We start from the raw sequence: 25,634 nt of genomic DNA, 5'->3' as shown, positions 1-25,634 counted from the left end.
ATCGGCCGGAGGGGCAAGGGACCGAAAGTTTTTGTCCTGACCCATGCTTGGTCTAGACAACCATACCGGGAGGCATGTGCCTCTCGTTCGGGAAACTGCACTATGACTGATATCCGGTTCAGCACCGACAGAGAATCGTTCCTCGAAACTGCAGAACGGGCCCCCGACGGCGCTCGCGTGCCGGTCGAAGCTCGCCTCACAGTCACCGATCCGTTCGAGGCGTATCGCCGCGCCCGCAGCGGGACCACAGACGGGTTCTATCTCGAAACGACCGGCGGGCAGTCCGGCTGGGGGTATTTCGGCGTCGACCCGGTCGAGCAAATCGAGGTCTCCGCAGGGGCGACATCCGCACAGGACGGCAGCAGTCCGAGCATCGACGCCATCGACGAGCTACTCGACCGCGAACACCTAGAGCGGGGCGACTGTACGGTTCCATATCCGTGCGGCGCGTTCGGCTGGCTGTCGTACGACGTCGCACGGGAGCTCGAAGATATCCCGGAGACGACTGTATCAGACGGTCTCCCACGGCTCCAGTTGGGCGTCTTCGAGTGTGTCGCCGCGTGGGAGGAGCCACATGACGGAGAGATCGAACTGTACCTGACGGCCTGTCCCGTCGTCGACGAGTCGGCCGAGACGGCGTACGAGCGTGGCCGCGAGCTGGTCCGCGAACTGGCCGAGGCCGCCGTTCACGGCGAGGGGCACGTCCAGCCCCAGCCGACTGCGGCAAGTCAGGCCACGTTCGAGAGCGAGTGCGGCGAAGCGGCGTTTGCGGACCGCGTCCGGCAGATAAAACAGTACGTCAGGGACGGCGACACGTTCCAGACAAACGTCTCACACCGGCTGACCGCCCCGGCGGCCGTCCACCCGGTCAATACCTTCGACGCCGTCCGCCGGGTGAATCCGGCCCCGTATTCGGCCCTGCTTGAATTCCCCGGAGTCGACCTCGTCAGCGCCAGCCCGGAGCTGTTGCTGGACGTCGACGGCGACCGGCTGCTCACGGAGCCGATTGCCGGGACGCGCCCGCGCGGCGCGACGCCGGCTGAAGATGAGGAACTCGAGGCGGACCTCTGCAGTGACGAGAAAGAGCGGGCCGAACACGCGATGCTGGTCGACCTCGAACGCAACGACCTCGGAAAGGTCAGCCAGTACGGAACTGTGGATGTCGCCGAGTACCGCCGCGTCGACCGCTATTCGGAGGTGATGCACCTCGTGTCTCTCATCGAAGGGGAACTGCGCGACAGCGTAAGTATCGCCGACGCGGTCGCTGCGGTGTTCCCCGGCGGAACCATCACCGGCGCGCCGAAGCCGCGGACGATGGAGATTATCGATGAGGTGGAACAGACCCGACGGGGGCCATACACCGGCAGTATTGGGGTATTCGGCTTCGACGACCGCGCGACACTGAACATCACCATCAGGACACTGGTCCATTACGACGGCGAGTACCGGCTCCGCGTTGGGAGCGGTATCGTACACGACTCGGAGCCGGAGGCGGAGTATCAAGAAACGCTGGACAAGGCCCGGGCGCTCGTCACCGCCGTCGACGAAGCGCTGGGCGAGCAGGGGTCCTTTGCGGTCGAGTCCGGGACCGAGCCGATGGAGAAGATGCGATGATACTCATCATAGATAACTACGACTCGTTCGCCTACAATCTGGTCCAGTACGTCGGCGAGTTCGACGAGGTAACCGTCCGCCGGAACGACGCTATCGACGTGGACGGCATTCACGAACTCGACCCGGACGGAATCGTCGTCTCTCCCGGTCCCGGGACGCCAGCGGAGGCCGGCGTGTCAATCGACGTTTTCGCTGCGACAGAGTATCCGGCCCTAGGCGTTTGTCTTGGCCATCAGGCGCTCTGTGCGGCCCACGGAACCCCCGTCGGCCATGCACCGAGTGTGGTCCACGGGAAACCTTCCGAAGTCCGTCACGACGGGACAGAGCTGTACGACGGGGTCGACGACCCGTTCGAGGTCGGGCGGTATCACTCGCTGGCCGTCGAGACTACTGCGCTGCCGGATACGCTCGAGGAGACGGCTCACACTAACGACGAACAGGGGGTCGTGATGGGCGTCCAGCACACTGAGAAGCCACACATCGGCGTTCAGTTCCACCCCGAAAGTATCCTCACCGACGCGGGGAAACAGCTGGTTGAGAACTTCTGTACGGGGATCGCTGAGGGGTGACCACACGGCGGGAGTAGGGCCTACTTCTCTTCGGGCGGGTCCACGTCGTGATGGGTCTGAATATCAGGCAGTTTCCTGACGGCACGTCTGAGGAGTGACGTGTGGCCACGCTCGTCTCGAAGCCAGGTCACAGTCAGCCCGCCGGCTGCCACGAGTGAAATGACGGCGAACGGACCGCCGGTTAGAACAGCCAGCGCCTGTAACGTCTCAGCGCCACCGAGAAGCAACACCGAAACGGCGACCGCTCCCTGAAAAATCCCCCAGAAGACGATATGCGTCGTTGACGGTGCCACGCCCCGTCGCGTCGCCAGTACTGAGACGACGAGTGTCGAGGTGTCCGCTGATGTGGCCATGAACACGATGATGAGCGCGAGAAACAGAAACAGCAGGAGCAGACCCAGCGGCAGCGAGGACAACAGCGGGAATCCAGCGACGGCTTCTGAACCCCCGCGCTGTGCGATAGCGGCGAGAATATCGGCCCGACCCGTTTGCTGGATGAACAGGGATGTGCCACCGAGCAGCAGGAACCAGACCATCGTCGCCACCGAGGTCGCGACGACGCTGGTGAACACGACAGTCCTGACCCGTCGACCGCGGGAGAGGGCGGCCACGAACAGCCCCGCAAACGGAGCCCAGGAGAACCACCACGACCAGTTCCAGACAGTCCACTCCGCGACCCACGCCCCACCGGTGTGGAGACTCAGCGGAACAAACTCCACGATGTAGGTGCCGAGTGCCTGTGTCCCTTGTTGGAGGACGAACGACCGTGGCCCCACAGCCACGATGAGGAGCGTGAACAGACCGAACAAGACAACGTTGAGGCCGGCAATCCGACGGATGCCGCGGTGAATCCCGGTCGCACTGGAGACGACGAATATCAGCGTCAGTCCGCCGACGAACAGGACCGGTCCGACCTCGCCGGCCGCCACACCCCACTGGTAATTGATGCCAGCGAGGAACTGCTCGCTCACGAGTGCGACGGAGGTGGCGATGCCGCCAATAGTGGCAAAGACGGCCAGCGTATCGACCAGTTTGGTCCAGACCGAATCCAGCCCGTCAGTTCCCAGCACCGGTGCCAAGACCGTCGAGACCCGGAGCGGTGCGCCTCGCGTGAACGCGAAGTACGCTATCGGAACGCCGATGACGGCGTACGCGCTCCAGGCCGAGACGCCCCAGTGAAAGAGGGTGTACACCAGCGCACCGTTGATAGCGTCCTGCGACCCGGCGGCGGCCCCGATGTACGGCGGCGGTTGGGTGAAGTGAAACAGTGCCTCCGTCGGCCCCCAGAACACCAGTCCGGCCGCGATGCCGGCCGTAAACACGAGCGTGAAATAGGTCGGATAGGTGTAACTCGGCTCCGTCTCCGGACCGCCGAGTTTGATATCGCCCCAAGGCCCCAACAGCAGGAACAGGCAGTAACAGACGGAGAGAAAGACGGCAGCGAGAAACAGTGGGCCGCCGCCGCGAAGGGCTGTGGCCGCAGCAGCATCAACAGCACCTGTCGTCCGTGCGGGGAATGCGACCTGAAGCCCGAAGAACGCGGCGAACACGAGCACCGGGAACGCGAGGATGGCTGGTTCGTGCTGGGTGAGAAATCCCCGGACAGCCTGCCGGACGTCGGTCTGTCGGACACGCAGGAAAACATCGGCTGCGGCTGGCGCAGTCGTGTCTTCGGAGTACGGGAGCAGCGCAATGTAACACAGCCCCGAGGTGAAAAACACGAGGGCGACGGTCAACCAGACCGGGCCGGTCACGGCTTCGCCGACGAGCGTCGGAAAAAAGAAGCCCGCAAGCACGAGCGCCCCAGACGCGGCACACAGTGGGATCAGTAGCCGGCCGACTATCTCCGCAATGCCACTTGCGTCCGAGGTGGCCATGCCTCGATATTCAGTATCGAAAACATATATTACTATCCCAGAACGCTGTCGAAGCTGTCGACCGTACCGGTCGAGACTATCGTCGCTGGAGTGGTGGCCGGGTCACTCGGAGTTGGCAGGGTCGCTGTCGTCGGTCCCGATGCTGGTCAGCAACGAGTCCGTTGACCCGCGGCCCAGCACCGACTGTCCAAGAAGCCGTCCGCCGATGGAACGGGGATTGATAACCTCGTCAGCGCCGACGGCGCGGAACTTTTCGACGTGCTTCTGGTCAGTCGCCGCTGCGACCGTACGGATGTCCGGATTGACGTTCTTCGTCGCGATGACGGCCAGTACATCGCGTGCGTCGTCGTTGCTCCCCACCACAACACCACTTGCAGTTCCGACGCGGGCATCTCTGAGAACAGCCTCGTCGGTGGGGTCGCCGGTGAGCAGGTTCACACCTTCGCCCTGCAGCGACGCGACCGTGTCCTCGTCGGGCGTAACAACGACCACCTCAGTTTCGTCGCCCAGTTCCTTGAGCAGCGATGCCGTAACGTCTCCGTGTCCGAGAACCACAACGTGGTCCTCGAGGAGTGTGAGTTCTGATGCGGTCATGACTCCGAACGCTGTCGCCATTCGTGATTCGATAGCTGGCCCGATGAGCGCGCCCACGGCGACGGTGAACGCGCCGGTCCCGAACAGAATGATCGAGAGCGAGAACCACCGTGCCTCCGCCGTTACGGGGGTGATGTCGCCGTAGCCGACCGTCGCGATGGTGACGATGACGTAGTAGACGGCGTCCCCCCAACTGTCGAGTTCGAGAAACTGGCCCCGTAGCCCGTAAGCGCCCACAGTTCCGTAGAGAATGACCCCGAAAATCGCTGACAGCGACGCAATCTGAATCGGCGAGAGGTCGAGCGGCTGGTCGAACCGGTGTCGGTTTCGGAGTAACAGCGGGTACGTGACCAGCGTCATCACCAGCAGGGGGATGTCCGTGGGCTGAAACGTGGCAAGCGGCAAGAACGCCAGCCCGAGAAGCACGACAGCTGCCACACGCCAGGCAAGCCGTTTGCGCCGCTGGAGTCCGACTGTCAGGATGCCGAGTAGGAACGCGAACAACACGCCGCCGAACCGGACGGCGGGTAACGGAAGGGTGGCGACTGTGCTCAGTGGACCATGCATCGCAAGCGACGCCCGACTGAGATTCGAAAGCCCGGTCACGAACGCGAGGAGCGCAACCATGCCGGTCAGGACGACCGTCGGCTTCGCACCAGATAGCTCGTCCCATTCGACGAACGGAACCCTGTCGGCCGGATAGAACACGTCCTCAAGTGTCCGGTCCGACGAGTCTTCTGGGACGTTATCCATTGTCACAGTGTTCTCGGAGTCGACATAAAAAACACGCGGCGAGTGGACACCGAACTCAAGGCAATGGGCTCCGTACGATGGTGTCAATGCGTCGATTGTACGGTCCCAGGTGTCGCTGTTCGTCAGGAGTACGTAAACGGAGTTGGAACCGACGCACGCGGAGGTCGGGCAGATGAACGCCGCCGTCCTGTTCGGACTGGGGACGATGATAGCCTGGGGGTTCTGGATCGCGTTTGGCAACGTCGCATCGAGCACAATGGACCCGGAAACCGCGGCGTTTGTCTCCTATGCAGCCGCGACGGTCGTCACAGGCATCTACGTCGCGGTCTCTGACGCGTCGCTCGTCGTCACGAATCGAGGGCTGTTGTTCGCCGGCGCGGCCGGTGTCGCGGCAGCCGTCGGCGTGGTTTCGACGTTCGTCGGCGTAACAGTGGGATCGACATCGGTGGTCTCTACCATCGGCGGGATGTACTTCATCACTGCTGCAGTCATCGGCGTCATCGCCTTCGGAGAATCGATGACCCTGACCAAAGCCGCGGGCATCGGGCTGGCGCTGACCGCGATTATCGTCATCAATCAATGACGGGACACAACTGGTAAGCGCCCGAGAACGTTGTGTGAGCGTGACCTACAACGGCAGGGATTTATACAACGAGGGCAGGTTTGTCCGAGTATGAAGCGAACAATCAGCACCGACGACGCACCGGCCGCAGTCGGCGCGTACAGTCAGGCCACGTCGAACGGCGACCTCCTCATCACCGCCGGACAGCTCCCGCTAACGACAGACGGCGAACTGCTCGACGACGAACCAGTCGCCGACCAGACACGGCAGTGTCTCCACAACGTCGAGGCGATTCTGGAGTCGGACGGGCTCTCGCTCGACGATGTGCTCAAGACCACTGTCTATCTCGACGACATCGACGATTTCGACGCATTCAATGAAGCCTACAGCGAGTTCTTCGAATCGGACCCACCAGCGCGGAGCGCCATCGGCGTGGGTGCGGTCCCGAAGGGAGCAGCGGTCGAAATCGAGGCTATCGCCACCACCGACTAGCCAAGGGGGCCGGTTCGTATCTTACCGTAGCTCCATCTGCTCGGCCCGCTCAGTAGCCAGCGCGGTCAATTCGTCGACACTGCTGTCCGAGCGGTCCGCAAGGACGCGGAGCAACATCCCGAGCTGTATGGCCGCTGCCTCGCGGAGTTCCGCGGCCTCCTCGGTGTCGTTGCCGAAGTAGTACTCGTGGCGGCCGTCCTCGTGGATGATACCTGTGTACACCGAGCGCAGGTCGGATTCGGTTATCGCGGCTGACGCCTCCGTCTTGACTTCCTCGAATCGCGGGTTCATGGTTTCGCTTGTGACACCGTTCCGCTCCCTCATTGTTTCGACGGACTGAACTGACCATCGCTCTCTCATCAGTCAAGAGATACGTAATGTTTTGAAGCGGGAAACGATCCCAGTGTATCCGATCACTCGGCCGGGGTTTTTAGTCGTTCAGCACGACGCACAGAGTATGACACAGGAAACCACGGCCCTCGCTCATTCGACCGTCGTCCGCGTGTCGGCGGAGAGCCAGTCACAGAGCGGGAACCGGGTTCGCTCCGCGGCACGGGCGGCGGCGGACTCGGTCCCGGTCGTCAGGACGGGGCCGACGGGCATCACAGCGGCCACACCGCTGGTGATGATTACGAGTGACGGGCAAACAGCCTTCTACGGCGACCCGTCGCCAGCGACCGTCCGCGACCTCGTCGATGAACTGGAAGCGGGGACAGTACCGACAGCTGCCGCAGACGCGGTCACCGAACACGACCCCGATACGACGTCGCTTCCCGTCCCGGAGCGGGGGCCGCTCTCTGTCGGCCGCCGTGACGTGCTGGGGCCCTGTGGCTGGGTCGCCCCGCTGGACCCGGCCGACTGGTCGTTCGTCTCGACTGAGCAGACCGCCGACGCTGCAGCGGGAGCCGGGCTGCTGGGCCGAGGCCGCGGGGACGCCGCCGCCGATGAACCGATTGCCGAGACGTGGGAAACAGCCAGCACAGCCGACGGTGACCCGGTGGTCGTCTGCAACGCCAACGACGCCAGCGGCCTCCCGACGGGCGACGGCACCCTCCTCTCTGGCGCACCAATGGCGGTCCTCGACGGTATCGCGGCGGTCGCCGAGCACGTAGCCGCCGAGGACGCTGTCATCTACGTAAACGAAGCGCAGACGGCCTTGCAAGCGGACCTTAGAGAGGCCATAGACGCGGTCGCCGACACGCTGCCAGTCGTTCCGCAACTGGTGGCCGGCCCGGACGAGTTCCGCGCCGGCGAACCGACTGCGGCGCTCGAAGCGCTGGAAGGGGCCGACCGCATCGAGCCGCGGCTCCAGCCGCCATCGCCAGCCAAACACGGGCTGTACGGCCGCCCAACGGTCGTCCACACCCCGCGGACGGTCGCGCAGGTCCAGCGGGCCGTCGCCGACCCCGGAGGCCTCGACGCCGACGCCGCGGACCCCGGGACGCGGCTCATGACCGTCACCGGCGACGTGGCCGCACCGGCGACGGTCGAACTCGGGTCCAGCGCCAGCCTCTCGGCGGCCCGCGAGGCAGTCGAGATGGACGGCTCGTTCAAGATGGCCTGCGTCGGCGGCGTCCTCGGTGGCATCACCCGGAACCTCGATGTCCCGCCGACTGCCCAGTCGCTACGGACGGCCGGGCTCGGAACCGACGGCGTCGTCGAGCTGTTCGACACCGACCGATGTGCTGTCGAAACGGTCGGGAAGCGGGCCCGGTTCGCGTCAACGGAGAACAGCGGCCGGTGTGTCCCCGGTCGCGAGGGGACAAAACAGCTCGCTGAACTCCTGCGTGACGTGTACGATGGTTCCTTCGAGAGCGACAAAATACGCGAACTGGGCCGGGTGATGCGGCAATCGAGCAACTGCCAGACCGGCGCACACGCGCCGCGGCCGGTGACCACCGCCATCGACGAGTTCGAACCCGAGTTCCGCGCCCACACGAACGGCCGCTGTCCCAGCGGCACCTGCACGGAGAAACTATGAGCACAGACAGATCGATTCCACGAGTGCCCGACCTACACGACCCACAGCCGGAGACGCCAGTCACCCGCGAGTTCGAGACCGGAACCGCCAACGACCCCGACGTGGGGACCGACGCGGACGAGCCGACGACGCTCACCGTCGACGGCGAGCCGGTCACTGTCGACCCCGGCTCGACCATCATCGACGCCTTACAGGACCTCGACGACGAGGTCGTCAGCGTCGACCCCGGTGCCGAGGGCGTCGAAGACGACGCGGACGTGCCGGCGCTGTGTTACTACGACCGCGACGGCGACTGCAGCGACGAAATCGGCCCGCGCAGCGAGTGTCGCACCTGCATGGTCGAGACCGAGCAACACGGCCTCGTCCCGTCGTGTTCGTTCCCCGCCGAAGACGGCCTCACCGTCTCGACGGACACTCCAGACGCCGAGGAGGCCCGCAGCGTCAACCTCGACCTCGTGCTGTCGAACCACAACCTCCGGTGTACCACCTGCAACGGCAACGGCCGCTGTGAGCTGCAGGACGCCGCCATCAGCGAGGGCGTCGATCACCCCCGGTATGGCGTCTTCGACGAGCGCGACCAGTACGAACCCATCGACGACACCTCCTCGTTCATCCAGATAGACCGCAACAAATGTATCCTCTGTAACCGCTGTGTCGACGCCTGCAACGACGTGCAGGTCGAGGGCGTCCTCCGAATCGAGGGCCACGGCGAGGACACCCGCATCGGCTTCCAGTCCGACGCCGAGACGATGCACGACTCCGAGTGTGTCTCCTGTGGCCACTGCGCGACGGTCTGTCCCACCGGCTCGCTGACCGAGAAGGGCATCGACGGCGCGGCGACGCTCCCGCTGCCGGGCTTCACCCAGCGCAACTCCATCGGGACCGTCATCGAACACGAGGACGCCGAGACCATCGACGACACCACCGCCCCCAACCGCGGGTTCGAGCCCGGCGACCCGAGAGCAGAAGAGAAGACAGGCCTCGCCAAGTTCGCCTCGCAGGCCAAGCGCCGGGCCGGCGACATCGCCAAGGACTACGGGAAGAAAGCCTTCCTCGCCGGCGAACACACCGCCGAGAGCATCGCGGCGAACACGATGCCCGAGGGCCGCCTGTTCGACATCGCCAGCGCGGTCAGCGATTACCGCCTCTCGAAAATAGACAAGGAAGAGACCACCTGTGGGTTCTGTGCCGTCGGTTGCCGGTTCGAGATGTGGGGCAAGGACGGCGACTCGCTCGGGGTCGTCCCGGTTGAGGACCCCGACGACGCGCCCGCGAACAACTTCTCGACCTGCGTGAAAGGGAAGTTCGGCCACGAGTTCGCCAACAGCGAGCGGCGGGTCACCGAGCCGCTGGTTCGCAACGACGACGGCGAACTCGAACCCACGAGCTGGGACGAAGCCCTCGACTACGTCGCCGAGCGCTTCACCGAGATTCAGGACGACCACGGCATCGACGCGCTGGGCTGTCTGGCCTCCTCGAAGGGGAGCAACGAGGAGGCGTACCTCGTCCAGAAGTTCGCCCGGCAGGTGCTTGGCACGAAGAACATCGACAACTGCGCGCGCCTCTGTCACTCCTCGACGGTCGCCGCGCTCCAGCAGACGCTGGGCTACGGCGCGATGACCAACCGCATCAACGAGGACATCGGCGAGGCCGACGCCTACCTCATCAGCGGCTCCAACACCACGGAGTCTCATCCTGTGCTCGCCACGCGCATCAAGCAGAACGTCCGCGACGGGGCCGACCTCGTCGTGTTCGACCCGCGGAAGGTCGGCATCGCCGAACACGCCGACCAGTACACCCGAACCAACCCCGGCTACGACGTGGCCTGGCTCAACGGCCTGATTCGCTACATCATCGAGAACGACCTCCACGACGAGGACTTCATCGAGCGCAACACGAAGAACTTCGAGGAGGTCAGGGAGAAAGTCCAGGCCTTTACCCCCGAGAAAGTCGAGGAACTGGCGGGCGTGTCGCCGGAGGAACTCGCCTCGGCGGCTGAGACGCTCGCCGCGGCCGACAGCGTCGTGTTCGGCTGGGCGATGGGGATGACCCAGCAGAGCCACGGCACGGAGAACCTCATCGCGATGGCCGACCTCGCGCTCGTGCTTGGTCAGGTCGGCAAGCCGGGGGCCGGGCTCTCACCGTTCCGCGGCCAGAACAACGTGCAGGGCGGCGGTGGCGACATGGGCACGCTGCCGGGGAGTCTCCCGGGCTATCAGAACCCGGCCGACGACGAGGTCGGCGAGAAGTTCGCCGACGCGTGGGGCGAGCGACCGCCCGAGGAACCCGGACTGAAAGTGCCGGAGATGCTCGCCGAGGCCCACGCGGGGAACCTCCGCGGGATGTACGTCGTCGGCGAGAACCCCGCGCTCTCCGAACCGGACATCCAGCACGCCGCCGAAGCGCTGGAGGACATGGAGTTCCTCGTCGTCCAGGACATCTTCATGACCGAGACGGCGGAGTACGCCGACGTGGTGTTGCCGGCGGCCACCTCACCGGAGAAACACGGCACGTTCACCAATACGGAGCGGCGCATCCAGCGGGTCCGTCCCACGTCCGAGCCACCGGGCAAGGCCCGTCAGGACTGGGAAATCACGCAGGCCTTGGCCCGTCGGCTCGGCTACGACTGGGACTACGACCACCCGCGGGAGGTCATGGACGAGATCAACTCGCTCGCGCCCATCTACGGCGGCGTGACGTACGACCGGCTCGAATCCGGCGAGAAACACGGCCTGCAGTGGCCCTGCTGGGACGAGGACCACGAGGGCACGCCATACCTCTACGATTACGAGGAGGGGAACTTCAACTTCGAGGACGGGAAGGCCCGCTTCGTCCCGGCGGACGGCGGCCACCCCGGCGAGATACCGGACGAGGAGTACCCGCTGACGCTCACCTCCGGGCGGGTGCTGTATCACTGGCACACGGGCCAGATCACCCGCCGCGTCGAGGGGCTGATGAGCCACGTCGGCGAGAGCTTCGTCGAGGTGCATCCCGAGACGGCCGATAAGCTCAGAATCGCTGACGGCGAATACGTCCGCGTCGAGTCCCGCCGGGGCGACATCGTCGTCAAGGCCCAGGTCACCGACCGCGTCGGCCCGGGGACGCTGTTCATCCCGATGCACTTCGCGGCGGGGGCGGTCAACAAGCTCACCGGGGAGACGTTCGACCCGACCGCCGGCATCCCCGAGTACAAAGTGTCGAGCGTGCGGGTGGAAGTGCTGGGGCCGGAGACGGACGAGACGGTGCTTCGGACGCCAGATGCCGGCGGAAAACAGGTCCGGAAGCGAGGCGCTGGCGACGACTGAGGCGGCGCGGCTGCTTGCAGCCAACACATTGAGATGTGCGTGGTGTTGTGACATCCCCCGACAGGTGCGGCAAATACAATAGTACTTAGTCCGTATCTGGTTCTATATTCTTCTTTTGAATATAATTTGTCCTGTAGTAAACCCAGTACCGATATTTGCTAAGTAAATAAGCAAGGAATGTTTTGATGTGTGTCCAGATAGTGTTACTTTAAGAGAGTTTATTTTCTTTTGCCTCACCACTTACTCACGCGGTCCAACAGGTCGGTCCGCGATTTCGTCAAGGAGGTCGACGAGCGACTCTGTGGCCAGTTCCAGCAGCGTCTCCCCGCGGCCGGCGCTGCCCTCGCGCGGGTCGCCGACGACGCCGTTCTCCGTGAACTCGTCGGAATCGAACGCGAGATTGACGCCGCTTTGCCACTCTCCCCAGCGGTCGCTGCCGCCGTCTGCGGCCTGGTCCAGCCGATCCTCGTGGACAGTCTCCGGGTTCGTGTGCTGGAGCAGCGAGGTTTCCAGCGGTCCACCGTGGCCCATGTCGGCGCTGTGGTCGCCGACCGCGTTGAACCACGTGAACGGGACAGCGAAGGCCTCGTCGTGGCGGGTTATCCGACCCGACACTTCACGCAATGCGTCGATGTTGCCGCCGTGGCCGTTGACCAGCACCACGCGGTCCCAGCCGTGGCTGGCGAGGCTCCCGACGATGTCCCGGACGTAGGACCGGAACGTCGATTCGGAGGTCCATAGCGTCCCTGAAAAGGCCCGATGCTCCTCGGCGACACCGACGGGAACTGCCGGTGCGACGACGACTGGGTTGTCGTAGCGCTCGGCACTACGTTCGGCCACCGCCTCGGCGTCGAGCGTGTCCGTTCCGAGCGGGGCGTGTGGCCCGTGTTGTTCTGTACTCCCGACAGGAAGCAGCGCCAGATTCGTCTCCACATCCGCCACATCAGTCCAGGTCTCCGTCTGCAGTTCCATGGTCACATCTCTACTCGGGGCGGAATAAAGCCATTCTCTCAGAGGGTGGTCCAGCCGGGCAGCCGACTTGCGTATCCGGTTGACATCCGGACACGGCGTTAATAGGTGTTGTCACAGATGTTGTGGTAGCACGGCTATCAGGGCTCGGGTTCGATTCCGATGGCTATCATCAGCGGTCCGCCCGACGCATGAAGAGCCGGCAGGACCACATGCAGAGACCCCAAAACGCCCGGGGGATCTACTCCCCAGACGACGCAGACAGCTCTCTCTGTGCCTCGGTAAGTGGTGTGCTATCGTACCCCGACAGACGGAGAGTCAGGTAGACCAGCGAAACCATGACAGTGTTTTCGAGCACACTGACTCCCAGATGTAGCTCGGGTGGGAAAGTCACTGTGACGAGAAGGGGCGGGTGATTCATCGAGGCATGGAACAGGGCGACGAGCCAGAGGTTGCCCGTCAATGCGTACACGCTCCCGTAGGCCAGCCCCATGAGCGTCAATCCGATGAGTCTGCCTGCGAGCGCCGAGCTAACACCGTGCCCCGATGCGAGGAACCACCGCGGGAGGTGAAACAGGGCGAACAGGGCCGCGGCGAGGCCGATGCCAGACAGCACCGCGCGCACAGTCGTCCCGCCGACCAGCCTTGTGAATTTCTGTTGCAGGTACGCACGGAAGAGAAATTCTTCCGGGATAGCGGTGAACAGAAGCGAACTGAAAAGCGCTGCGAGATACAGCAGCGGGTGGGCAGCGGTTCTCGACAGTGAGGCTTCGAACCCGGAGACGCCACCCAGTGCGAGGGCGAGCGCAACAAGGTTGTACAGTCCCCAGAACGCGGCGACGACTCCAATGGCGGGACCGAATGTGCGAACAGGCGGGAACAGAGAGCGCGGTGAGACGGACTCGATACTGAGCGCACCGGCCGTGAGTGCAACGAGACCGACACCCCACATCATTCCCAAGATAGGGGGCGGCGATGCGCCGGGGGAGATGGTCACCAGTCCGGCGAGGACGGTAATCACAAGGAAGTACGTTGCAACGGGAATCAACGGCCCGCCGCTGAAGCTCGGCAGGCCAGTATCAGGGCGCAACATCAGGTCGGCATCTGATGGCCGAGCCAAAATGAACTTCTATCTCGGATTCCGGTGCGAATTCGTCGAGCATAACTGTTCAACGTGTGAATTGGTCGCGGCCTGTGAGGCTGACGTTTAAAACTGGTTTTTAGTCTCTGATAGCTTTAGTATGCTCCCGCTCAACGGATCAGACGCCGGCGACCGCCTGCGACTGGTCCCGGCTGCCAGCGCCCTCCCCCCTATCGGTTTCCGAGGATCGGAATCCGTCCAATCCGGTTGTCCACACGACAACGGACATAGCCCGTCGACCCCGTTGTCAATTGCGCGACTCACAGTGCGTTTGGAGTCCAGTTTGGAGCCACACCACAGACCGAACGCAATCATGAAACGACGTGTACACCGGTTAGACTTGTTCTGTATGAATTTTCGTCTGTCTGTTGTCACAGCCGACGTGTGCTGTGATATGTCGCACCGAGTAGCCGAGCAGTTCCGTACGGCGCTCGATACTGTACCAGTGTTCCCTAAGCGCCCGGCGCTCCACGTGCCGGCGGTACTATCGCGACAGGTGGTCCGCGGTGCGTGATCTGACTGTACTGCTGTTGGCCGTCGTCGCAATCGCGTCGCTCACTGGTAGCATCGCAGTTCTCGCAGTAACAGGGCCGACGGACGCCCGTCCGGATAGGGGAGGTCTCAAGTCAGTATCGATGGCAAACGGTTCCGCCGGCCAGTTCACCGAGCTCCACGCGGCCGGTGTCACGGGTTCGAACGTCTCGGTCGGGATTGTCGACCCAACTGGATTTGATACGGAGTCGAAAGCGATCGCCGGGCACGTCGCCGAGACGCGGGCCTTCGGTGCCGGTCCGGCAGACGAGACCGGCGAGGCCCATGGGACCGCGACAGCTGTCGTCGTGTCACGGACCGCACCGGACGCAGACCTGTATCTCGCCCGGGTCGACAGTGTCGACAGTTATCAGCAGGCAGTCGACTGGCTGGTCCGAGAGGACGTCGATGTGGTCGTCGCACCTGTTTCGTTCTACGGACAGCCGGGCGATGGAACCGGCCCCGTCGCTCGGAGCGCGACCCAAGCGACGGAGCGTGGGACAGTGTTCATCGCCCCGGCCGGTAATCTCGCGGAATCCCACTGGTCAGGGCAGTACGCCGTCGATACCGTCCAGAATCAGACGGTCGCGTTTACCAACGGGAGCAGACAGAATTACATCCGAGGTGGGACCAAAATCGCGGTCTGGCTCTCGTGGGAACAGGCCCACACAGACGAGGATTACACGGTCGAACTGTATCGAACGAACGGCACCGACGCCCGTCTCGTCGCGCGCTCACAGCCCTACCGCGGCGACGACGTACCAAACGAACGAATCGTTGCTGATGTCAGACCCGGCGACTACTATCTCGCGATTCGCGGGCCGGCATCGCCGACTGGTGCACGGTTGCGGCTCGTTTCACCGACGCACGAGCTCCAGCACGCGTCTACTCGAAACAGCATCGTCGCTCCGGGGACGGCCCGCAAAGCGATTACTGTCGGGGCATACAACAGCCGAGTCGAGCAGCTCGAACCGTTCAGTTCCCGAGGCCCGACGGTCGACGAGCGGACCGGTGTCGACATCGTGGCCCCAGACAGGAAGTTCGCCGCCGCCGCACCTGACGGCTTTGTCGGCTCTTCGGCCGCAGTCCCATACGTCGGCGGGACAGCGGCCCTACTGCTTGAGGCAAACAAGTCGTTAACGCCCCACGAAACAGAACGCCTACTGGAACGGACCGCCAGAGACGTGGGACAGCCGGGACTCGACAACGAAACCGGCCACGGGGCGGTCCGTCCAGTTCGTGCAGTCCGAACTGCACAGAACCGCACTGACGGTTAAATATCGTTTTAACCCAGCCACAGGCCTTTGAGCGTCCCGTGTCATATATCCGATAGTGGCGTTATGTCGAGCCTCATCGAAAGAATACAGGAGCGGACCGGTACAGCTGACGAGTCACCGCGAGTACTCGATGTTGCAGAGAACGAAACCGACGACGTACTCGATGCGCTCGCCTCGGACACCAGCCGGTCGCTGTTCCGTACGCTGTACGACGACCCCGGAACGCCGTCGGAGATAGCGGACCGGTGTGACACGTCGGTTCAGAACGTCCACTACCACGTCTCGAACCTCGAAGACGCAGACCTCATCGAGCCGGTCGAAACGGTGTATTCGTCGAAGGGTAACGAAATGACCGTATACGGTCCCGCGAGCGACCCGATTGTACTGGTCGGTGACCGTGACCTAGCGCCGCGCATCCAGCAGTCGATGAGCAATGTCGTCACGGGGATAGGACTAATCGGCTTTGCGAGTCTTTTCGTCCAGTGGGGTGCAGAACGACTGGCAGACACAACCGCCGGAGCCGAGGTTTTGGCTCCGGCAAGTCCGAATGCAGGGCCAGTCGGTGGAACCAGCACGCTCGCATGGTTCGTTTTCGAAGTCGTCGAGCCGGGCGTGCTGTTTTTCTGTCTCTGTCTCACCGTTCTCGGTATCGCTGCGGTACTGGCTGACAAATAACTCTGGGCGAACTGTGTCGTAAGAAATCCACTCCCGCTGTGGTCGGTTTGAGCGCAGGGACCCATAGCTCACCGGCACTGCTGTCAGAGTCATTTCAGTGGGAGCGAACGTCCGACCAGAAACGTCGCCTCGGACAGTCTCGATATCGTTTCAAAATCAGACGGGGAGACGACTGTTGCGGCGTCAGTTCATGATGGACCGCAAGCACAGCCCCACGCCGGCGATGGCGAGGACGCCGCCGACGGCGATAGCGCCGGCACCGATTTCGAAGTCCCCGTCCTGTGACTGCTGTGCGGCCGTGTCACCGGTAACTGAATTAACCCCATCGGAGGCCGCGTCCGTAGACGAGTTGGCGCCATCGGTAACCACCAGCGTTCCGATTGCGTCGGGCTGGCCGGTCGCGTCAGTCCCACGGTACAGCGACAGGTCGTAGTCGGTTGCAGCGAGTTGCGAGTAAAGGGCGACCTCCGAACCCGACTCGACCGCCACGGCATCGGCATCCGCCGCGGTTTCGAGAGTGGGTTCGTCGTGTCCGGCCGCCGTAGTGTCAAACAGGAGACCGACACGATCATCCCCGTTCCCGTCGCGGACGGTCGCGTTAATCTCGTAGTTGCTGGCCGGGCTGCCAATAGAGATAGTGGCCGCGTCAGCGCTTGTGAGAACGATTGAAATCCGACCGGTGTCGCCCTGCTGAACGTTCGATACCGACTCCTCGAAGCCGAATTCGGCAGTCTCCTCGACCTCGAACTCTTCGGTTGCCGTCTCGTTTGCTTCGATGAGGAGGGTCCCGGTGGTTGGCGTGGCGTCGGTTTCTCGGCTCTCGAACACGCGATAGGTGTACGCTGCGGGAGCAAGCGTCGACGAGAGGTCAGGCTCTGTCGCAGTTACGGTGAGCGAGTCGCCGTCGTCCGCGACACTGAGGGTCTCTGAGTCTGTGCCGGCGGCCGCGGTGTCGAAGAGAACCAGCACTTCACCGTCATCATCCTCATCACTAACAGTCGCGTTGATCTGATAATTGACCGCCTCACTGCCGACGGAGAGCGTTTTGTCGCCGCCGTCACTCATCGAGATCGGAATTTCGGCTGTACCACCCTGGGGGACCGTGACGACCTTGTCGTCGGAGTCAGTCTCTGTCGGAGTCTGGATGTCCGGTACCGGGTCGGTGCAGTTGCCGTCGCACTCAGCGACGGTTCCAGTCCGTTCAAACAGCGTATCGCCGTCGACATGGGCAGAGAGTTCGTAGGACGTGTTCGCCGGCACGTTAGACATGTCGAACTGGGCGACGAACGTCCCGTTGGGCTGCACGCTGACCTCTCTTTGTTTAAGAAACGGGGACGACGCATCTTCCGACACAAGTCTGACCGTCATCTCCGTCCCGGATTCCAGCGTGGTCTCCCCGGTGACCACCTGTTGTTCGTCGGCGTACAGCGGCAGGCTGTCCTCTGAGACCGTGGCTTGCTGCTCCGCAGCGGTAAGGCCTGGACCCGTCGCCGCCACGGCAATAAGCATCGCGGCCAACGCTACCGACCGAACGCTCACAGAATCACCTCCCGAGGTCTGAGCATCTCTGCGTACGTTTGAAAGCGATGCTGCCAACAGTACCGCATCGCAGGTGGAGGGCAATTCGCTGGCATACGGTTAGCAATTATGAGGGGATTGAAAAACTGCCTTCGATAGCTTAAACTCGCGTTGAATTCGGCAGTGCCGGTCCGGACCGGTAGCCCATCGAGGCCGTCCTGATACGAATAGTACTATTTCTGACGGCTCCTCGGCGGCGATAATTTGCGTGATATTCACAGACACACTAGTTTTGTACTATGAGACGGCAGGACGCGGAAAGTTCTGATAGATTCAGTATTTTTATGGTAATTTCGGTATTGTTGACTAGTATGCGAACGGTCCTCGCAAACCAGCTCTCCAACGTCCGGGTCGTGAGTACCGATGGCCGCGAAGTCGGCACACTGCAAAACATTACCGTCGACACGGCCACGGGAGAGCTTCAATCGATCGTCATCGACAGCGACGTGCAGGAGATATTCGGCGTTGAGCGGGATCCTGACGGGGATGTTCGATTACCAGCATCCCTCATCGAATCGATGCGGGACCACCTGACCATTCAGCCGCCTGCACAACAGGGTGTCGCAGGTAGCGGGACTGTGGACTCGTAGGCAACCCGTCAACTGTTTAAACAGTCCGGAACGAATGCAGTGTTAGCCGACTGTATTCAACTGTCGTTGGCTGATGGGGAGGCGTGCCTACGGGACTTAGAGTTGATTTTGCGAGTTCGATACGCTCTGTGCTGTGATTCTATAGAATGGGCAGTCAGCGACTTCGATACGTAGCGACTGGCATCGGTGAGACAGGCGACAGGTCACCGTAACATCGCGTCAGCGTACTCACCCGCCGTCTGTCGGGCCGTTTCGAGTTCCGCAGTGTCATCCAGCATCACCGCGCGGGTCCGGGCACCGTCGATGATCGTCAGCAGCGAACGGGTAACGTGTTCCGCGTCGACATCGTTGAATACACCCTCGTCGATGCCGTGGTTGATGACCGCCTTGAGCAGGTACCGAATATACTCGTCGTTCTGGCGGAACCGGTCGCTGAACGCTTCCTTGTACGGTGCTTGACTCCGCATTTCTAGCAGTGCGACCGAGAGGTCGGGGTTTTCTTGGAGTTTGACCAGTAATTCATCAAGCAAGATGTCCAGTCGTGCTTCGGGGTCCGTCGTCTCGACATCGTGAATCGAATCAACGAACTGCTCCAGCAGATAATCGAGAAAGGCCGCCAGCAGGTCGTCTTTCGTGTCGTAGTAGTAGTGCACTGCAGCCGTCGATTTGCCGTACTCGTCCGCGATCCGTTTTATTGTGAGGTCAGCGTAGCCGTGCTCACGCAGCGCGCGGTAGGTCGCTTGCATTATCTCCTCGGTCTGGTCCGAGAAGGTCCGGTCCGATGGTCCAACCATTGTGTACCGGTTTCTCCTAAGGTTGGATAACCGTTGTGACCCGCATACTATTGCGCGGATGGATTATTAACTAGTTAATCTGATTGTCCCTTTTCTGTCCCTGAGAGTTGTTTATATCTCCATTTTCTGGCATCACAGCGTTTTTGACTAATCGGTTAGTAAGCTCAATCACAGCCGCCATGGATGACGATACAGCTACCGAGATTCTTGGGGCGACGTTCCGCGCCCTCTGCCAGCACGGGTGTGCCGCGCTCACGGTCAAAGACATCGCTGCCGAGGCAGACCGGAGCAAAGCGACGGTTCACTACTACTACGACAGCAGAGAGAACCTCTGTGGGGAGTTTCTGGATTTCTTGTGCGAGCGGTACACTGCAAGGATACTTGACGTGGACGGGAGTACACCGCGGGAAGAACTCGACTCGCTGTTGGATACAGTTCTCACTGATGAGCGACAGACGCCCGGTCAGGAGTTCAGAACGGCAATACTCGAAATAAAGGCACAGGCCCCGTACAACGACGCCTTCCGGACACAGCTCGCCAAGTTCGATGCCGTTCTCTTCGACCGGTTCCGTGAAATCATCGCGGCTGGCATCGAAACCGGTGAGTTCGATAGCGCGGTCGAGCCGGCCGTCACAGCGCAGTTCCTCGTGACCGGGATTACCGGAGCGCATGCTCGACACGTCGCTACGGACCGCTCGATAGACCAATTCAGCGAGGCAATTACGCGATGCGTTGAGACCGATTTCCGAGCGGAGACGCCAGTGGAGGCGACCCGCTGATGGGTGTTCGAAGTCGCGTTAGTGCCCTATTCAAGGGCCCCGAGGAGTTCGATCTCACGTCGGGTGGCATCGGGAAGCCGCTGTTCTTCCTCTCGATGCCGATTGTGATTACTAATCTCTTCCAGACCGCGTACAACCTCGCAGACACGTTCTGGCTCGGCCAGTACAGCACGGACGCGCTGGCGGCGATTAGCTTCGCGTTCCCGATGGTGTTCCTCCTCATCTCGCTTGGGATGGGGATATCCGTCGCCGGCAGCGTCCTCGTCGCGCAGTTCACCGGCGCGGGCGAGGAGCGCGACGCCGAGTACGCCGCCTCACAGACGGTCACGTTTGCCGTCATCGTCTCGTTCGTTCTCGGCATCGCGGGCTATCTTGGCGTCGATACGTTTCTGAGTCTGATGGGGGCGTCCGCAGACGTTCTCCCCATGGCGACCAGTTACATGGAGGTCATCTCACTCGGCCTGCTGTTCATGTTCGGCTTCTTCGTCTTCGTCGCGCTCATGCGGGGCTATGGGGACACGATAACGCCGATGCTCGTCATGTTCGGTTCGGTCGTGCTCAACATCATCATCGACCCGTTTCTGATATTCGGCTGGACAGTCGTCGAGAACGCGCCGCTCGTCGGGACGATTTCGTTCCCCGAACTGGGCATCGAAGGGGCCGCTATTGCGACCGTTTTTTCACGGGCGCTGGCGCTGGTTGTGGGGCTGGCGATCATGTTTCGAGGGAACCGCGGCGTCCAGATTCACCTCCGCGATATGGCTCCGGACCTCTCGTATCTCCGCCGCCTCGTTCGCATCGGTCTGCCCGCGTCCATCGAGGGGACGGGCCGGGCGCTATCGATGAACCTGCTGCTTGTCATCGTCGCGATGTTCCCGGACACGGTCGTCGCCGCCTACGGCATCGGAACGCGCGTGTTCTCGGTCGTTTTCCTGCCGGCGATCGCAGTTGCTCGTGGCGTTGAGACGATGACCGGGCAGAACATGGGGGCCGATAAACCGAACCGGGCAGCGAAAGCGGCCGGCCTCGCGGCGACGGTGCTGTTCGGTGTGCTCACCCTGGCTGGCGTTCTCGTTTGGTTCACTGCCGCACCGATAGCAGACCTGTTTACGACGGACGCCGAGGTCGTCGATATCACGACGCAGTTCCTCCGCTACGTTGCGCTGTCCTTCGGGTTTATCGGGATTATGCGGGCCTACACCGGAAGCTTCCGCGGTGCCGGAAGGACGCTCACCGCCGCAGCGATATCGGTGGTGATGCTCGGCGTCATCCGCTTCCCGATCGCGTGGTTCGCCGCGGCCCCGATGGGTGAATCCGGCATCTGGCTGTCGTTCGCTGTCTCGAACGTCGCAGGGGCGCTCATCGCCTACGGCTGGTATCGGCGCGGGACGTGGCAAGACAGCAACCTCACCGAAGCCAAGGTGGATATTGACGAGGCAGGCATGGAGATATCAGCGGACGGAGACTGACAGTCAGAGACGACAGGCCGTGTGACACCGCGCAAGTGAACCAATGCTTTCAGGGGGGCAAGCGTTACTGCTGCTATGCCCGCAGAATCGAATCCCAACCAAGGCCCCTCATCTCCGCTGTTCGCGGCTATCTACGACCCTGTCACGGCGCTCGTTGAGCGGACGCTCTTACGGCCACATCGTGAGTACCTGGTGGCGAATATGGATGGCACAGTGCTGGACCTCGGCGCGGGAACCGGCGCGATGTTTCCATATTTCGATCGGATTGCGACCGACTCGACAGCGTTTCACGCTATCGAGCCGGACCCGCACATGCGGCGGCAGGCAGAGGAGAAGGCAAACGCGCTGGCCACGCCGATTCGTATCGAGTCGGCACCAGCAGAAGCCCTCCCGTACGACGAGGGCACGTTCGACGTCGTCATCGCCTCAATGGTGTTCTGTACGATTCCGGACATCGAATCCGCGATGAGCGAAATGACCCGTGTACTCAAGCCCGGCGGCGAACTGCGGTTTTTCGAGCACGTCATCGACGACGGATGGCGCGCCCGGATACAGTCGGCCCTCGCACCGCTCTGGAAACGACTCGCTGGCGGTTGTCATCTCACCCGGCAGACGGGGTCGCGACTCGCCGCGGCCCAGTCGTTCGATGTCGTCGAAATCGAGCGGCTCAATCTCGGTGTCACACCGGTCCGCCCGTTTGTTCGGGGACGGCTCCGCAAGCGCTCGGTGTCTCCGGCGGAGTAACTCGGCGGCGATTAACTCTGGCTCTGTGTGACAGACCCCTCCTCGTTCGGCTGGATAACGACGAACCCGTCGTCGCCGGTGAACTCCATCTGTATCGATTCCCCGGAGGTCTGTCCGATTTCGAACGTCTTGTTCATCTCGATAGACGGCGAGAGGTTCGAACTCCACGCGACGGTCGCGTCAGGGTCGGTGAACACCGGCGGTGTCATCACCAGCGGGTCGCCGTGTGTCGTCAGCGCGACCTCGCCGGGCCCGGTGAGGTAGACGTTCGTCAGGCCGCCGGCAGCCATGCCAGAGAGACTGCCGACAGTGTTGATTTCGTAGTCGACAGTTGATTCGAACGCGAGCACGTCAGTGCCGTTGACCGATATCGATTCTCCGTCATCGAGGGTCAGCACCTGTACCTTCTTGCCGTTCTCGGCTACGTAGAGGTGCCCGCTCCCCTCGGCTTCCATGACCGGCGTCCCTTCACCGCTCACGGCCTCCTTGACAAAACCCGTGATACCGCCCTCCGCCGAGGACTTGCCGGTGAACGTGACCTCACCGGTGTACGCGACCATCGATCCGGCTTTGACCATCACTGTGCCGTCAAGCGGGATATCGAGCAGCCTGTTGTTCTCTTTCTGGAACCCATCGCCGCCGTCTGCAGGGGCGTTGGAGCGGACGAATTCCTGTAGATCCATAGCTACGTCGAGACACTGAATAGGCCAGACTCATAGGCTTCCTGAAAGATTAAAACGCATTTTGTGCGAAGAGGTACCACATAGATGTGGGCAGACAACACTCGAGAGGGGCGGAGCCGAATAGCGGTATATCCGAATAGCTATTCCGTATCGCTATACAGACGTTTGAGGAGGTCAGTAACGCCAGCTTTGGTTTTGAGATAGCGCCGCTCGCCATCGGGCGTCCGGACAGCGTAGTCGTACACGACGCTGTCCGGGACGTACCACCGGTCGCCGTACTTCGAGAGTATCTGGTCGGTCTCCCCACCATCTGTGACTTCAGACGGTTCGCGGCCGGGTGTCTCGTCACTGGTGGCCGCGTACTGACCCTCGGTTTCGACTTCAGATTCAGACGGCGTTTCCGCCGCCGTCTGTCGAGTGCTGTCGCCTGCGATACAGAGGTCGCTGGACAGTGGGTAGTCACCGGGCATCCCGGCAGCGTGGTCCTCTGAGCGACCGGCCTTCAGCGCTTCGCGCATCAGGATGTCCTGTGCGCTTATCACGCGCTCGCCGTCAGCCGGATAGCGCTGGTGGTACTCGCCGTCGCTATCCATCTCCCACAGCTTGCGGTTATCCGCGAGAACGAGTTCGAGATTGAAGCGGAGCTGTCGCTGGATTTCGGGATTCGCGACAGGTGTGACGGCTTCGACACGGTAATCGAGATTGCGAGTCATCCAGTCGGCACTGCCGATGTAGTATTCCGGCTCGCCCCAGTCGTCTTCCGGGCCTGGCTCGGCCCGTGCGCCGTTCTCGAAATAGAAGATACGGGAATGTTCCAGAAAGCGGCCCACGAGCGAGTAGACAGAGACGTTTTCGCTAATGCCCTCCAGTCCGGGTCGGAGGCGACAGATGTCGCGGACGATGAGGTCGATGTCGACGCCGGCCATCGATGCGCGGTACAGTTCGGCAACGATGGCAGGGTCTTCGAGGCCGTTGACCTTTGCGACAATACGAGCAGGGCGACCGGCCTGCGCGTGCTGGGCCTCCCGGCGGATACACCGGGTGAACTCCCGGCGCATCGTTACCGGCGCGATGAGGAGTTCTCGAAACTCCTCGTCCAGCGACGGGCCAGTGAAGAAATTGAACACTTTGGTCAGGTCGCGGCCGATATCCCGGTCAGCAGTCAACAGCCCGAGGTCGACGTAGCCCTTCGCGGTTTCTGAGTGGTAGTTCCCGGTCCCGATGTGAGAGTACAGCTGGACGCCGTCATCTTCCTCGCGAACCACGAGCGCAGTCTTCGTGTGTGTTTTCAGACCAACCGTCCCGTAGGCGACGTGGATACCGTTTTCCTCAAGTTTCCGCACCCATTCGAGGTTGTTCTGTTCGTCGAAGCGGGCCTTCAATTCGACCATCACCGCGACCTGTTTCCCGTTTTCGGCGGCCGTTATCAGCGACTGGATTATCTGTGAGTCGCTTGCCGTCCGGTAGATAGCCGCTTTCACTGCCAGAACATCGGGGTCCTCTGCCGCTTCCGAGAGGAATCGCTGGACGGTGTCGGTAAAGTCGTGGTACGGATGATGCAGCAGGATATCCCCGTCGCGAATACGGCTGAACACGCTCGCACCAGTCGACTCGGACGCGTTGCTCGGTTGCTGTCGGTGGCTGTCAAGCCGAGGATGGGGCTGTGGCGTCCACTCGTCGAGCGAGAGGTCCGGCCGGTCGAGGTCGGTCAGCTCAGCGAAATCTCGGTAGTCCAGCGGTCCCGGGAGGTCGTAGATTTCGCGTTCGTCGAGACCGAGTTGTGTGGCGAGCGTCGAGCGAATCCGGGAGTCCGCGTCTTCGGAGATCTCCATTCTGACGACCGACGCGAAACGCCGCTGTTCGATGACATCCTCGACCATATCAATGAGGTCCTCAGCGATTTCCTGATTTCGGCGGACCTCCGCGTTGCGAGTCAGTCGGAACAGAGCCGTGTCGACGATTTCGACGTTTGGTAACAGCAAATCGAGGTTCGCGCGGATGACCTCTTCGAGTGGGACGTACCGCGTTTCGTCCCCAAGCTGGACCAGACGGGGTCTGTTCGGCGGAATCTTGATCCGGGTGAACGTCGGGTCCTCGGCGTTTGGCTGTCTGGTGAGAACAGCGAGTGACAGCGACCGGTTTGAAATAAACGGGAACGGGTGCGCCGGGTCGAACGAAAGCGGGGTCAGTGTCGGTAGCACAGACTCCTCGAAGTAGGTGCGCAGCTCCGACTGCTCCGCGGCAGTCGCGTCATCGTAATCCAGAATTTCGATGCCTTCCGCGGCAAGCGCGGGGCGAATCGCATCGCGGTAGCAACGGGCCTGCGTCGCAAGCATCGGTCGGAGCGTCTCGTGGACTTCCTCCCATTGCTCTCGTGGCGTCCGCCCGTCCGGCGCTGTCTCGGTAACGTCGGCCTCTATCTGTTGTTTGAGGCCGCCGATACGTTTCATCGTGAATTCGTCGAGGTTGCGGGTGACGATGGCAAGGAATCTGACCCGTTCCAGCAGCGGATTCCGTTCGTCCAGTGCCTCGTGAAGCACGCGCCGCTGGAAGGCGAGCGCACTCAGTTCACGGTTGAGATACAACGACGAGTCGGTCAGATCGACATCCGCCGGCTCGTAGGCAGGAACATTCAGTCCTGAATCTGGGTCCATGGA

General features: G+C 62.3%; 21 protein-coding genes. 12 read left to right on the top strand and 9 right to left on the bottom strand.

Features of this window, described 5'->3' with window-relative positions:
- The first annotated feature begins 102 nt into the window (after positions 1–102).
- Positions 103–1,614, top strand: a complete 1,512-nt coding sequence (pabB, locus tag DVK01_RS12780) for an aminodeoxychorismate synthase, component I (RefSeq protein WP_121537007.1) — start codon at positions 103–105, stop codon at positions 1,612–1,614.
- Positions 1,611–2,183, top strand: coding sequence for an aminodeoxychorismate/anthranilate synthase component II (locus tag DVK01_RS12775; protein ID WP_101351762.1), 573 nt, complete (start codon positions 1,611–1,613; stop codon positions 2,181–2,183). The genes pabB and DVK01_RS12775 overlap by 4 nt, the downstream gene beginning before the upstream one ends.
- A 20-nt stretch (positions 2,184–2,203) precedes the next feature.
- Here the strand turns inward: DVK01_RS12775 and DVK01_RS12770 are convergent, their stop codons facing one another.
- Together DVK01_RS12770 and DVK01_RS12765 are read right to left on the bottom strand one after the other, a co-directional pair.
- A complete protein-coding gene (locus DVK01_RS12770; RefSeq protein WP_121537005.1) occupies positions 2,204–4,060 on the bottom strand; it encodes a BCCT family transporter in 1,857 nt (618 codons plus the stop codon).
- Positions 4,061–4,162: 102 nt separating this feature from the next.
- Positions 4,163–5,407 carry an NAD-binding protein gene (locus DVK01_RS12765; protein WP_101351760.1) on the bottom strand — a complete coding sequence of 415 codons (1,245 nt, stop codon included), beginning with the start codon at positions 5,405–5,407 and terminating at the stop codon, positions 4,163–4,165.
- A gap of 172 nt (positions 5,408–5,579) precedes the next feature.
- On the opposite strand from DVK01_RS12765, the gene DVK01_RS12760 reads away from it, so the two are divergent.
- Positions 5,580–5,990: an EamA family transporter gene (locus tag DVK01_RS12760; RefSeq protein WP_121512657.1), complete on the top strand. Its 411-nt coding sequence runs from the start codon at positions 5,580–5,582 to the stop codon at positions 5,988–5,990.
- A 90-nt stretch (positions 5,991–6,080) separates the two neighbouring features.
- A complete protein-coding gene (locus DVK01_RS12755; protein WP_121537003.1) occupies positions 6,081–6,461 on the top strand; it encodes a Rid family detoxifying hydrolase in 381 nt (126 codons plus the stop codon).
- A 21-nt stretch (positions 6,462–6,482) separates the two neighbouring features.
- Here DVK01_RS12755 and DVK01_RS12750 read toward each other — a convergent pair whose 3' ends face one another.
- On the bottom strand, positions 6,483–6,752 hold the full coding sequence (locus DVK01_RS12750; protein ID WP_101351931.1) for a hypothetical protein: 270 nt from the start codon (positions 6,750–6,752) through the stop codon (positions 6,483–6,485).
- Positions 6,753–6,918: 166 nt separating this feature from the next.
- On the opposite strand from DVK01_RS12750, the gene DVK01_RS12745 reads away from it, so the two are divergent.
- Together DVK01_RS12745 and fdhF are read left to right on the top strand one after the other, a co-directional pair.
- A complete protein-coding gene (locus DVK01_RS12745) occupies positions 6,919–8,442 on the top strand; it encodes an NADH-ubiquinone oxidoreductase-F iron-sulfur binding region domain-containing protein (RefSeq protein ID WP_121537001.1) in 1,524 nt (507 codons plus the stop codon).
- Positions 8,439–11,747, top strand: coding sequence for a formate dehydrogenase subunit alpha (gene fdhF / locus DVK01_RS12740; protein ID WP_121536999.1), 3,309 nt, complete (start codon positions 8,439–8,441; stop codon positions 11,745–11,747). The genes DVK01_RS12745 and fdhF overlap by 4 nt, the downstream gene beginning before the upstream one ends.
- Before the next feature lie 240 nt (positions 11,748–11,987).
- On the opposite strand, the gene DVK01_RS12735 is transcribed toward fdhF, so the two are convergent.
- Together DVK01_RS12735 and DVK01_RS12730 are read right to left on the bottom strand one after the other, a co-directional pair.
- Positions 11,988–12,719 (bottom strand): creatininase family protein, encoded by a 732-nt coding sequence (locus tag DVK01_RS12735; protein WP_121536997.1) that lies wholly within the window; start codon positions 12,717–12,719, stop codon positions 11,988–11,990.
- Positions 12,720–12,957: 238 nt separating this feature from the next.
- Entirely contained in the window at positions 12,958–13,809 is an 852-nt protein-coding gene (locus DVK01_RS12730; RefSeq protein WP_121536995.1) for a type II CAAX prenyl endopeptidase Rce1 family protein, read from the bottom strand.
- A gap of 554 nt (positions 13,810–14,363) precedes the next feature.
- On the opposite strand from DVK01_RS12730, the gene DVK01_RS12725 reads away from it, so the two are divergent.
- Positions 14,364–15,665 carry a S8 family serine peptidase gene (locus DVK01_RS12725; RefSeq protein WP_121536993.1) on the top strand — a complete coding sequence of 434 codons (1,302 nt, stop codon included), beginning with the start codon at positions 14,364–14,366 and terminating at the stop codon, positions 15,663–15,665.
- Positions 15,666–15,728: 63 nt separating this feature from the next.
- Entirely contained in the window at positions 15,729–16,340 is a 612-nt protein-coding gene (locus tag DVK01_RS12720; RefSeq protein ID WP_101351751.1) for a helix-turn-helix domain-containing protein, read from the top strand.
- A gap of 183 nt (positions 16,341–16,523) precedes the next feature.
- Here DVK01_RS12720 and DVK01_RS12715 read toward each other — a convergent pair whose 3' ends face one another.
- On the bottom strand, positions 16,524–17,879 hold the full coding sequence (locus DVK01_RS12715) for a BGTF surface domain-containing protein (RefSeq protein ID WP_342764904.1): 1,356 nt from the start codon (positions 17,877–17,879) through the stop codon (positions 16,524–16,526).
- Positions 17,880–18,229: 350 nt separating this feature from the next.
- Here DVK01_RS12715 and DVK01_RS12710 point away from each other — a divergent pair, with 350 nt between their 5' ends.
- The gene (locus DVK01_RS12710) at positions 18,230–18,508 is read left to right on the top strand and encodes a PRC-barrel domain-containing protein (protein WP_101351749.1); all 279 of its coding nucleotides are present in this window, start codon (positions 18,230–18,232) and stop codon (positions 18,506–18,508) included.
- A 203-nt stretch (positions 18,509–18,711) separates the two neighbouring features.
- Here DVK01_RS12710 and DVK01_RS12705 read toward each other — a convergent pair whose 3' ends face one another.
- Positions 18,712–19,302 (bottom strand): TetR/AcrR family transcriptional regulator, encoded by a 591-nt coding sequence (locus DVK01_RS12705; protein WP_101351748.1) that lies wholly within the window; start codon positions 19,300–19,302, stop codon positions 18,712–18,714.
- 179 nt (positions 19,303–19,481) lie between these two features.
- Between DVK01_RS12705 and DVK01_RS12700 the strand changes: the two genes are divergently transcribed.
- From DVK01_RS12700 to DVK01_RS12690, 3 genes are all read left to right on the top strand, one after another.
- Entirely contained in the window at positions 19,482–20,081 is a 600-nt protein-coding gene (locus DVK01_RS12700) for a TetR/AcrR family transcriptional regulator (protein ID WP_121536989.1), read from the top strand.
- Complete coding sequence (locus DVK01_RS12695) at positions 20,081–21,550, top strand: MATE family efflux transporter (RefSeq protein WP_101351746.1); 1,470 nt, start codon at positions 20,081–20,083, stop codon at positions 21,548–21,550. The genes DVK01_RS12700 and DVK01_RS12695 overlap by 1 nt, the downstream gene beginning before the upstream one ends.
- Before the next feature lie 75 nt (positions 21,551–21,625).
- On the top strand, positions 21,626–22,294 hold the full coding sequence (locus DVK01_RS12690; RefSeq protein WP_121536987.1) for a class I SAM-dependent methyltransferase: 669 nt from the start codon (positions 21,626–21,628) through the stop codon (positions 22,292–22,294).
- An 11-nt stretch (positions 22,295–22,305) separates the two neighbouring features.
- Here DVK01_RS12690 and DVK01_RS12685 read toward each other — a convergent pair whose 3' ends face one another.
- Entirely contained in the window at positions 22,306–22,977 is a 672-nt protein-coding gene (locus tag DVK01_RS12685; protein ID WP_101351744.1) for an AIM24 family protein, read from the bottom strand.
- Between the two features lie 140 nt (positions 22,978–23,117).
- Positions 23,118–25,631, bottom strand: coding sequence for a polyphosphate kinase 1 (gene ppk1 / locus DVK01_RS12680; RefSeq protein WP_121536985.1), 2,514 nt, complete (start codon positions 25,629–25,631; stop codon positions 23,118–23,120).
- Positions 25,632–25,634 lie beyond the last annotated feature (3 nt).

It is taken from the genome of Haloarcula sp. Atlit-120R, from assembly GCF_003665885.1.
Taxonomy (GTDB): domain Archaea; phylum Halobacteriota; class Halobacteria; order Halobacteriales; family Haloarculaceae; genus Haloarcula; species Haloarcula taiwanensis.
Note: the sequence above shows the minus strand (reverse complement) of the source record. Positions and strands in the feature narration are given on the sequence as shown.

What these genes read in the sequence shown, in the direction of transcription:
- DVK01_RS12745 (WP_121537001.1), top strand. Translation starts at nt 6,919, where the DNA reads ATGACACAGGAAACCACGGCCCTCGCTCATTCGACCGTCGTCCGCGTG.
- DVK01_RS12695 (WP_101351746.1), top strand. Translation starts at nt 20,081, where the DNA reads ATGGGTGTTCGAAGTCGCGTTAGTGCCCTATTCAAGGGCCCCGAGGAG.
- DVK01_RS12710 (WP_101351749.1), top strand. Translation starts at nt 18,230, where the DNA reads ATGCGAACGGTCCTCGCAAACCAGCTCTCCAACGTCCGGGTCGTGAGT.
- DVK01_RS12690 (WP_121536987.1), top strand. Translation starts at nt 21,626, where the DNA reads ATGCCCGCAGAATCGAATCCCAACCAAGGCCCCTCATCTCCGCTGTTC.
- DVK01_RS12685 (WP_101351744.1), bottom strand. Translation starts at nt 22,977, where the DNA reads ATGGATCTACAGGAATTCGTCCGCTCCAACGCCCCTGCAGACGGCGGC.
- pabB (WP_121537007.1), top strand. Translation starts at nt 103, where the DNA reads ATGACTGATATCCGGTTCAGCACCGACAGAGAATCGTTCCTCGAAACT.
- DVK01_RS12705 (WP_101351748.1), bottom strand. Translation starts at nt 19,302, where the DNA reads ATGGTTGGACCATCGGACCGGACCTTCTCGGACCAGACCGAGGAGATA.
- DVK01_RS12730 (WP_121536995.1), bottom strand. Translation starts at nt 13,809, where the DNA reads ATGTTGCGCCCTGATACTGGCCTGCCGAGCTTCAGCGGCGGGCCGTTG.
- DVK01_RS12765 (WP_101351760.1), bottom strand. Translation starts at nt 5,407, where the DNA reads ATGGATAACGTCCCAGAAGACTCGTCGGACCGGACACTTGAGGACGTG.
- DVK01_RS12775 (WP_101351762.1), top strand. Translation starts at nt 1,611, where the DNA reads ATGATACTCATCATAGATAACTACGACTCGTTCGCCTACAATCTGGTC.
- DVK01_RS12770 (WP_121537005.1), bottom strand. Translation starts at nt 4,060, where the DNA reads ATGGCCACCTCGGACGCAAGTGGCATTGCGGAGATAGTCGGCCGGCTA.
- fdhF (WP_121536999.1), top strand. Translation starts at nt 8,439, where the DNA reads ATGAGCACAGACAGATCGATTCCACGAGTGCCCGACCTACACGACCCA.
- DVK01_RS12750 (WP_101351931.1), bottom strand. Translation starts at nt 6,752, where the DNA reads ATGAACCCGCGATTCGAGGAAGTCAAGACGGAGGCGTCAGCCGCGATA.
- DVK01_RS12760 (WP_121512657.1), top strand. Translation starts at nt 5,580, where the DNA reads ATGAACGCCGCCGTCCTGTTCGGACTGGGGACGATGATAGCCTGGGGG.
- ppk1 (WP_121536985.1), bottom strand. Translation starts at nt 25,631, where the DNA reads ATGGACCCAGATTCAGGACTGAATGTTCCTGCCTACGAGCCGGCGGAT.
- DVK01_RS12755 (WP_121537003.1), top strand. Translation starts at nt 6,081, where the DNA reads ATGAAGCGAACAATCAGCACCGACGACGCACCGGCCGCAGTCGGCGCG.
- DVK01_RS12720 (WP_101351751.1), top strand. Translation starts at nt 15,729, where the DNA reads ATGTCGAGCCTCATCGAAAGAATACAGGAGCGGACCGGTACAGCTGAC.
- DVK01_RS12700 (WP_121536989.1), top strand. Translation starts at nt 19,482, where the DNA reads ATGGATGACGATACAGCTACCGAGATTCTTGGGGCGACGTTCCGCGCC.
- DVK01_RS12735 (WP_121536997.1), bottom strand. Translation starts at nt 12,719, where the DNA reads ATGGAACTGCAGACGGAGACCTGGACTGATGTGGCGGATGTGGAGACG.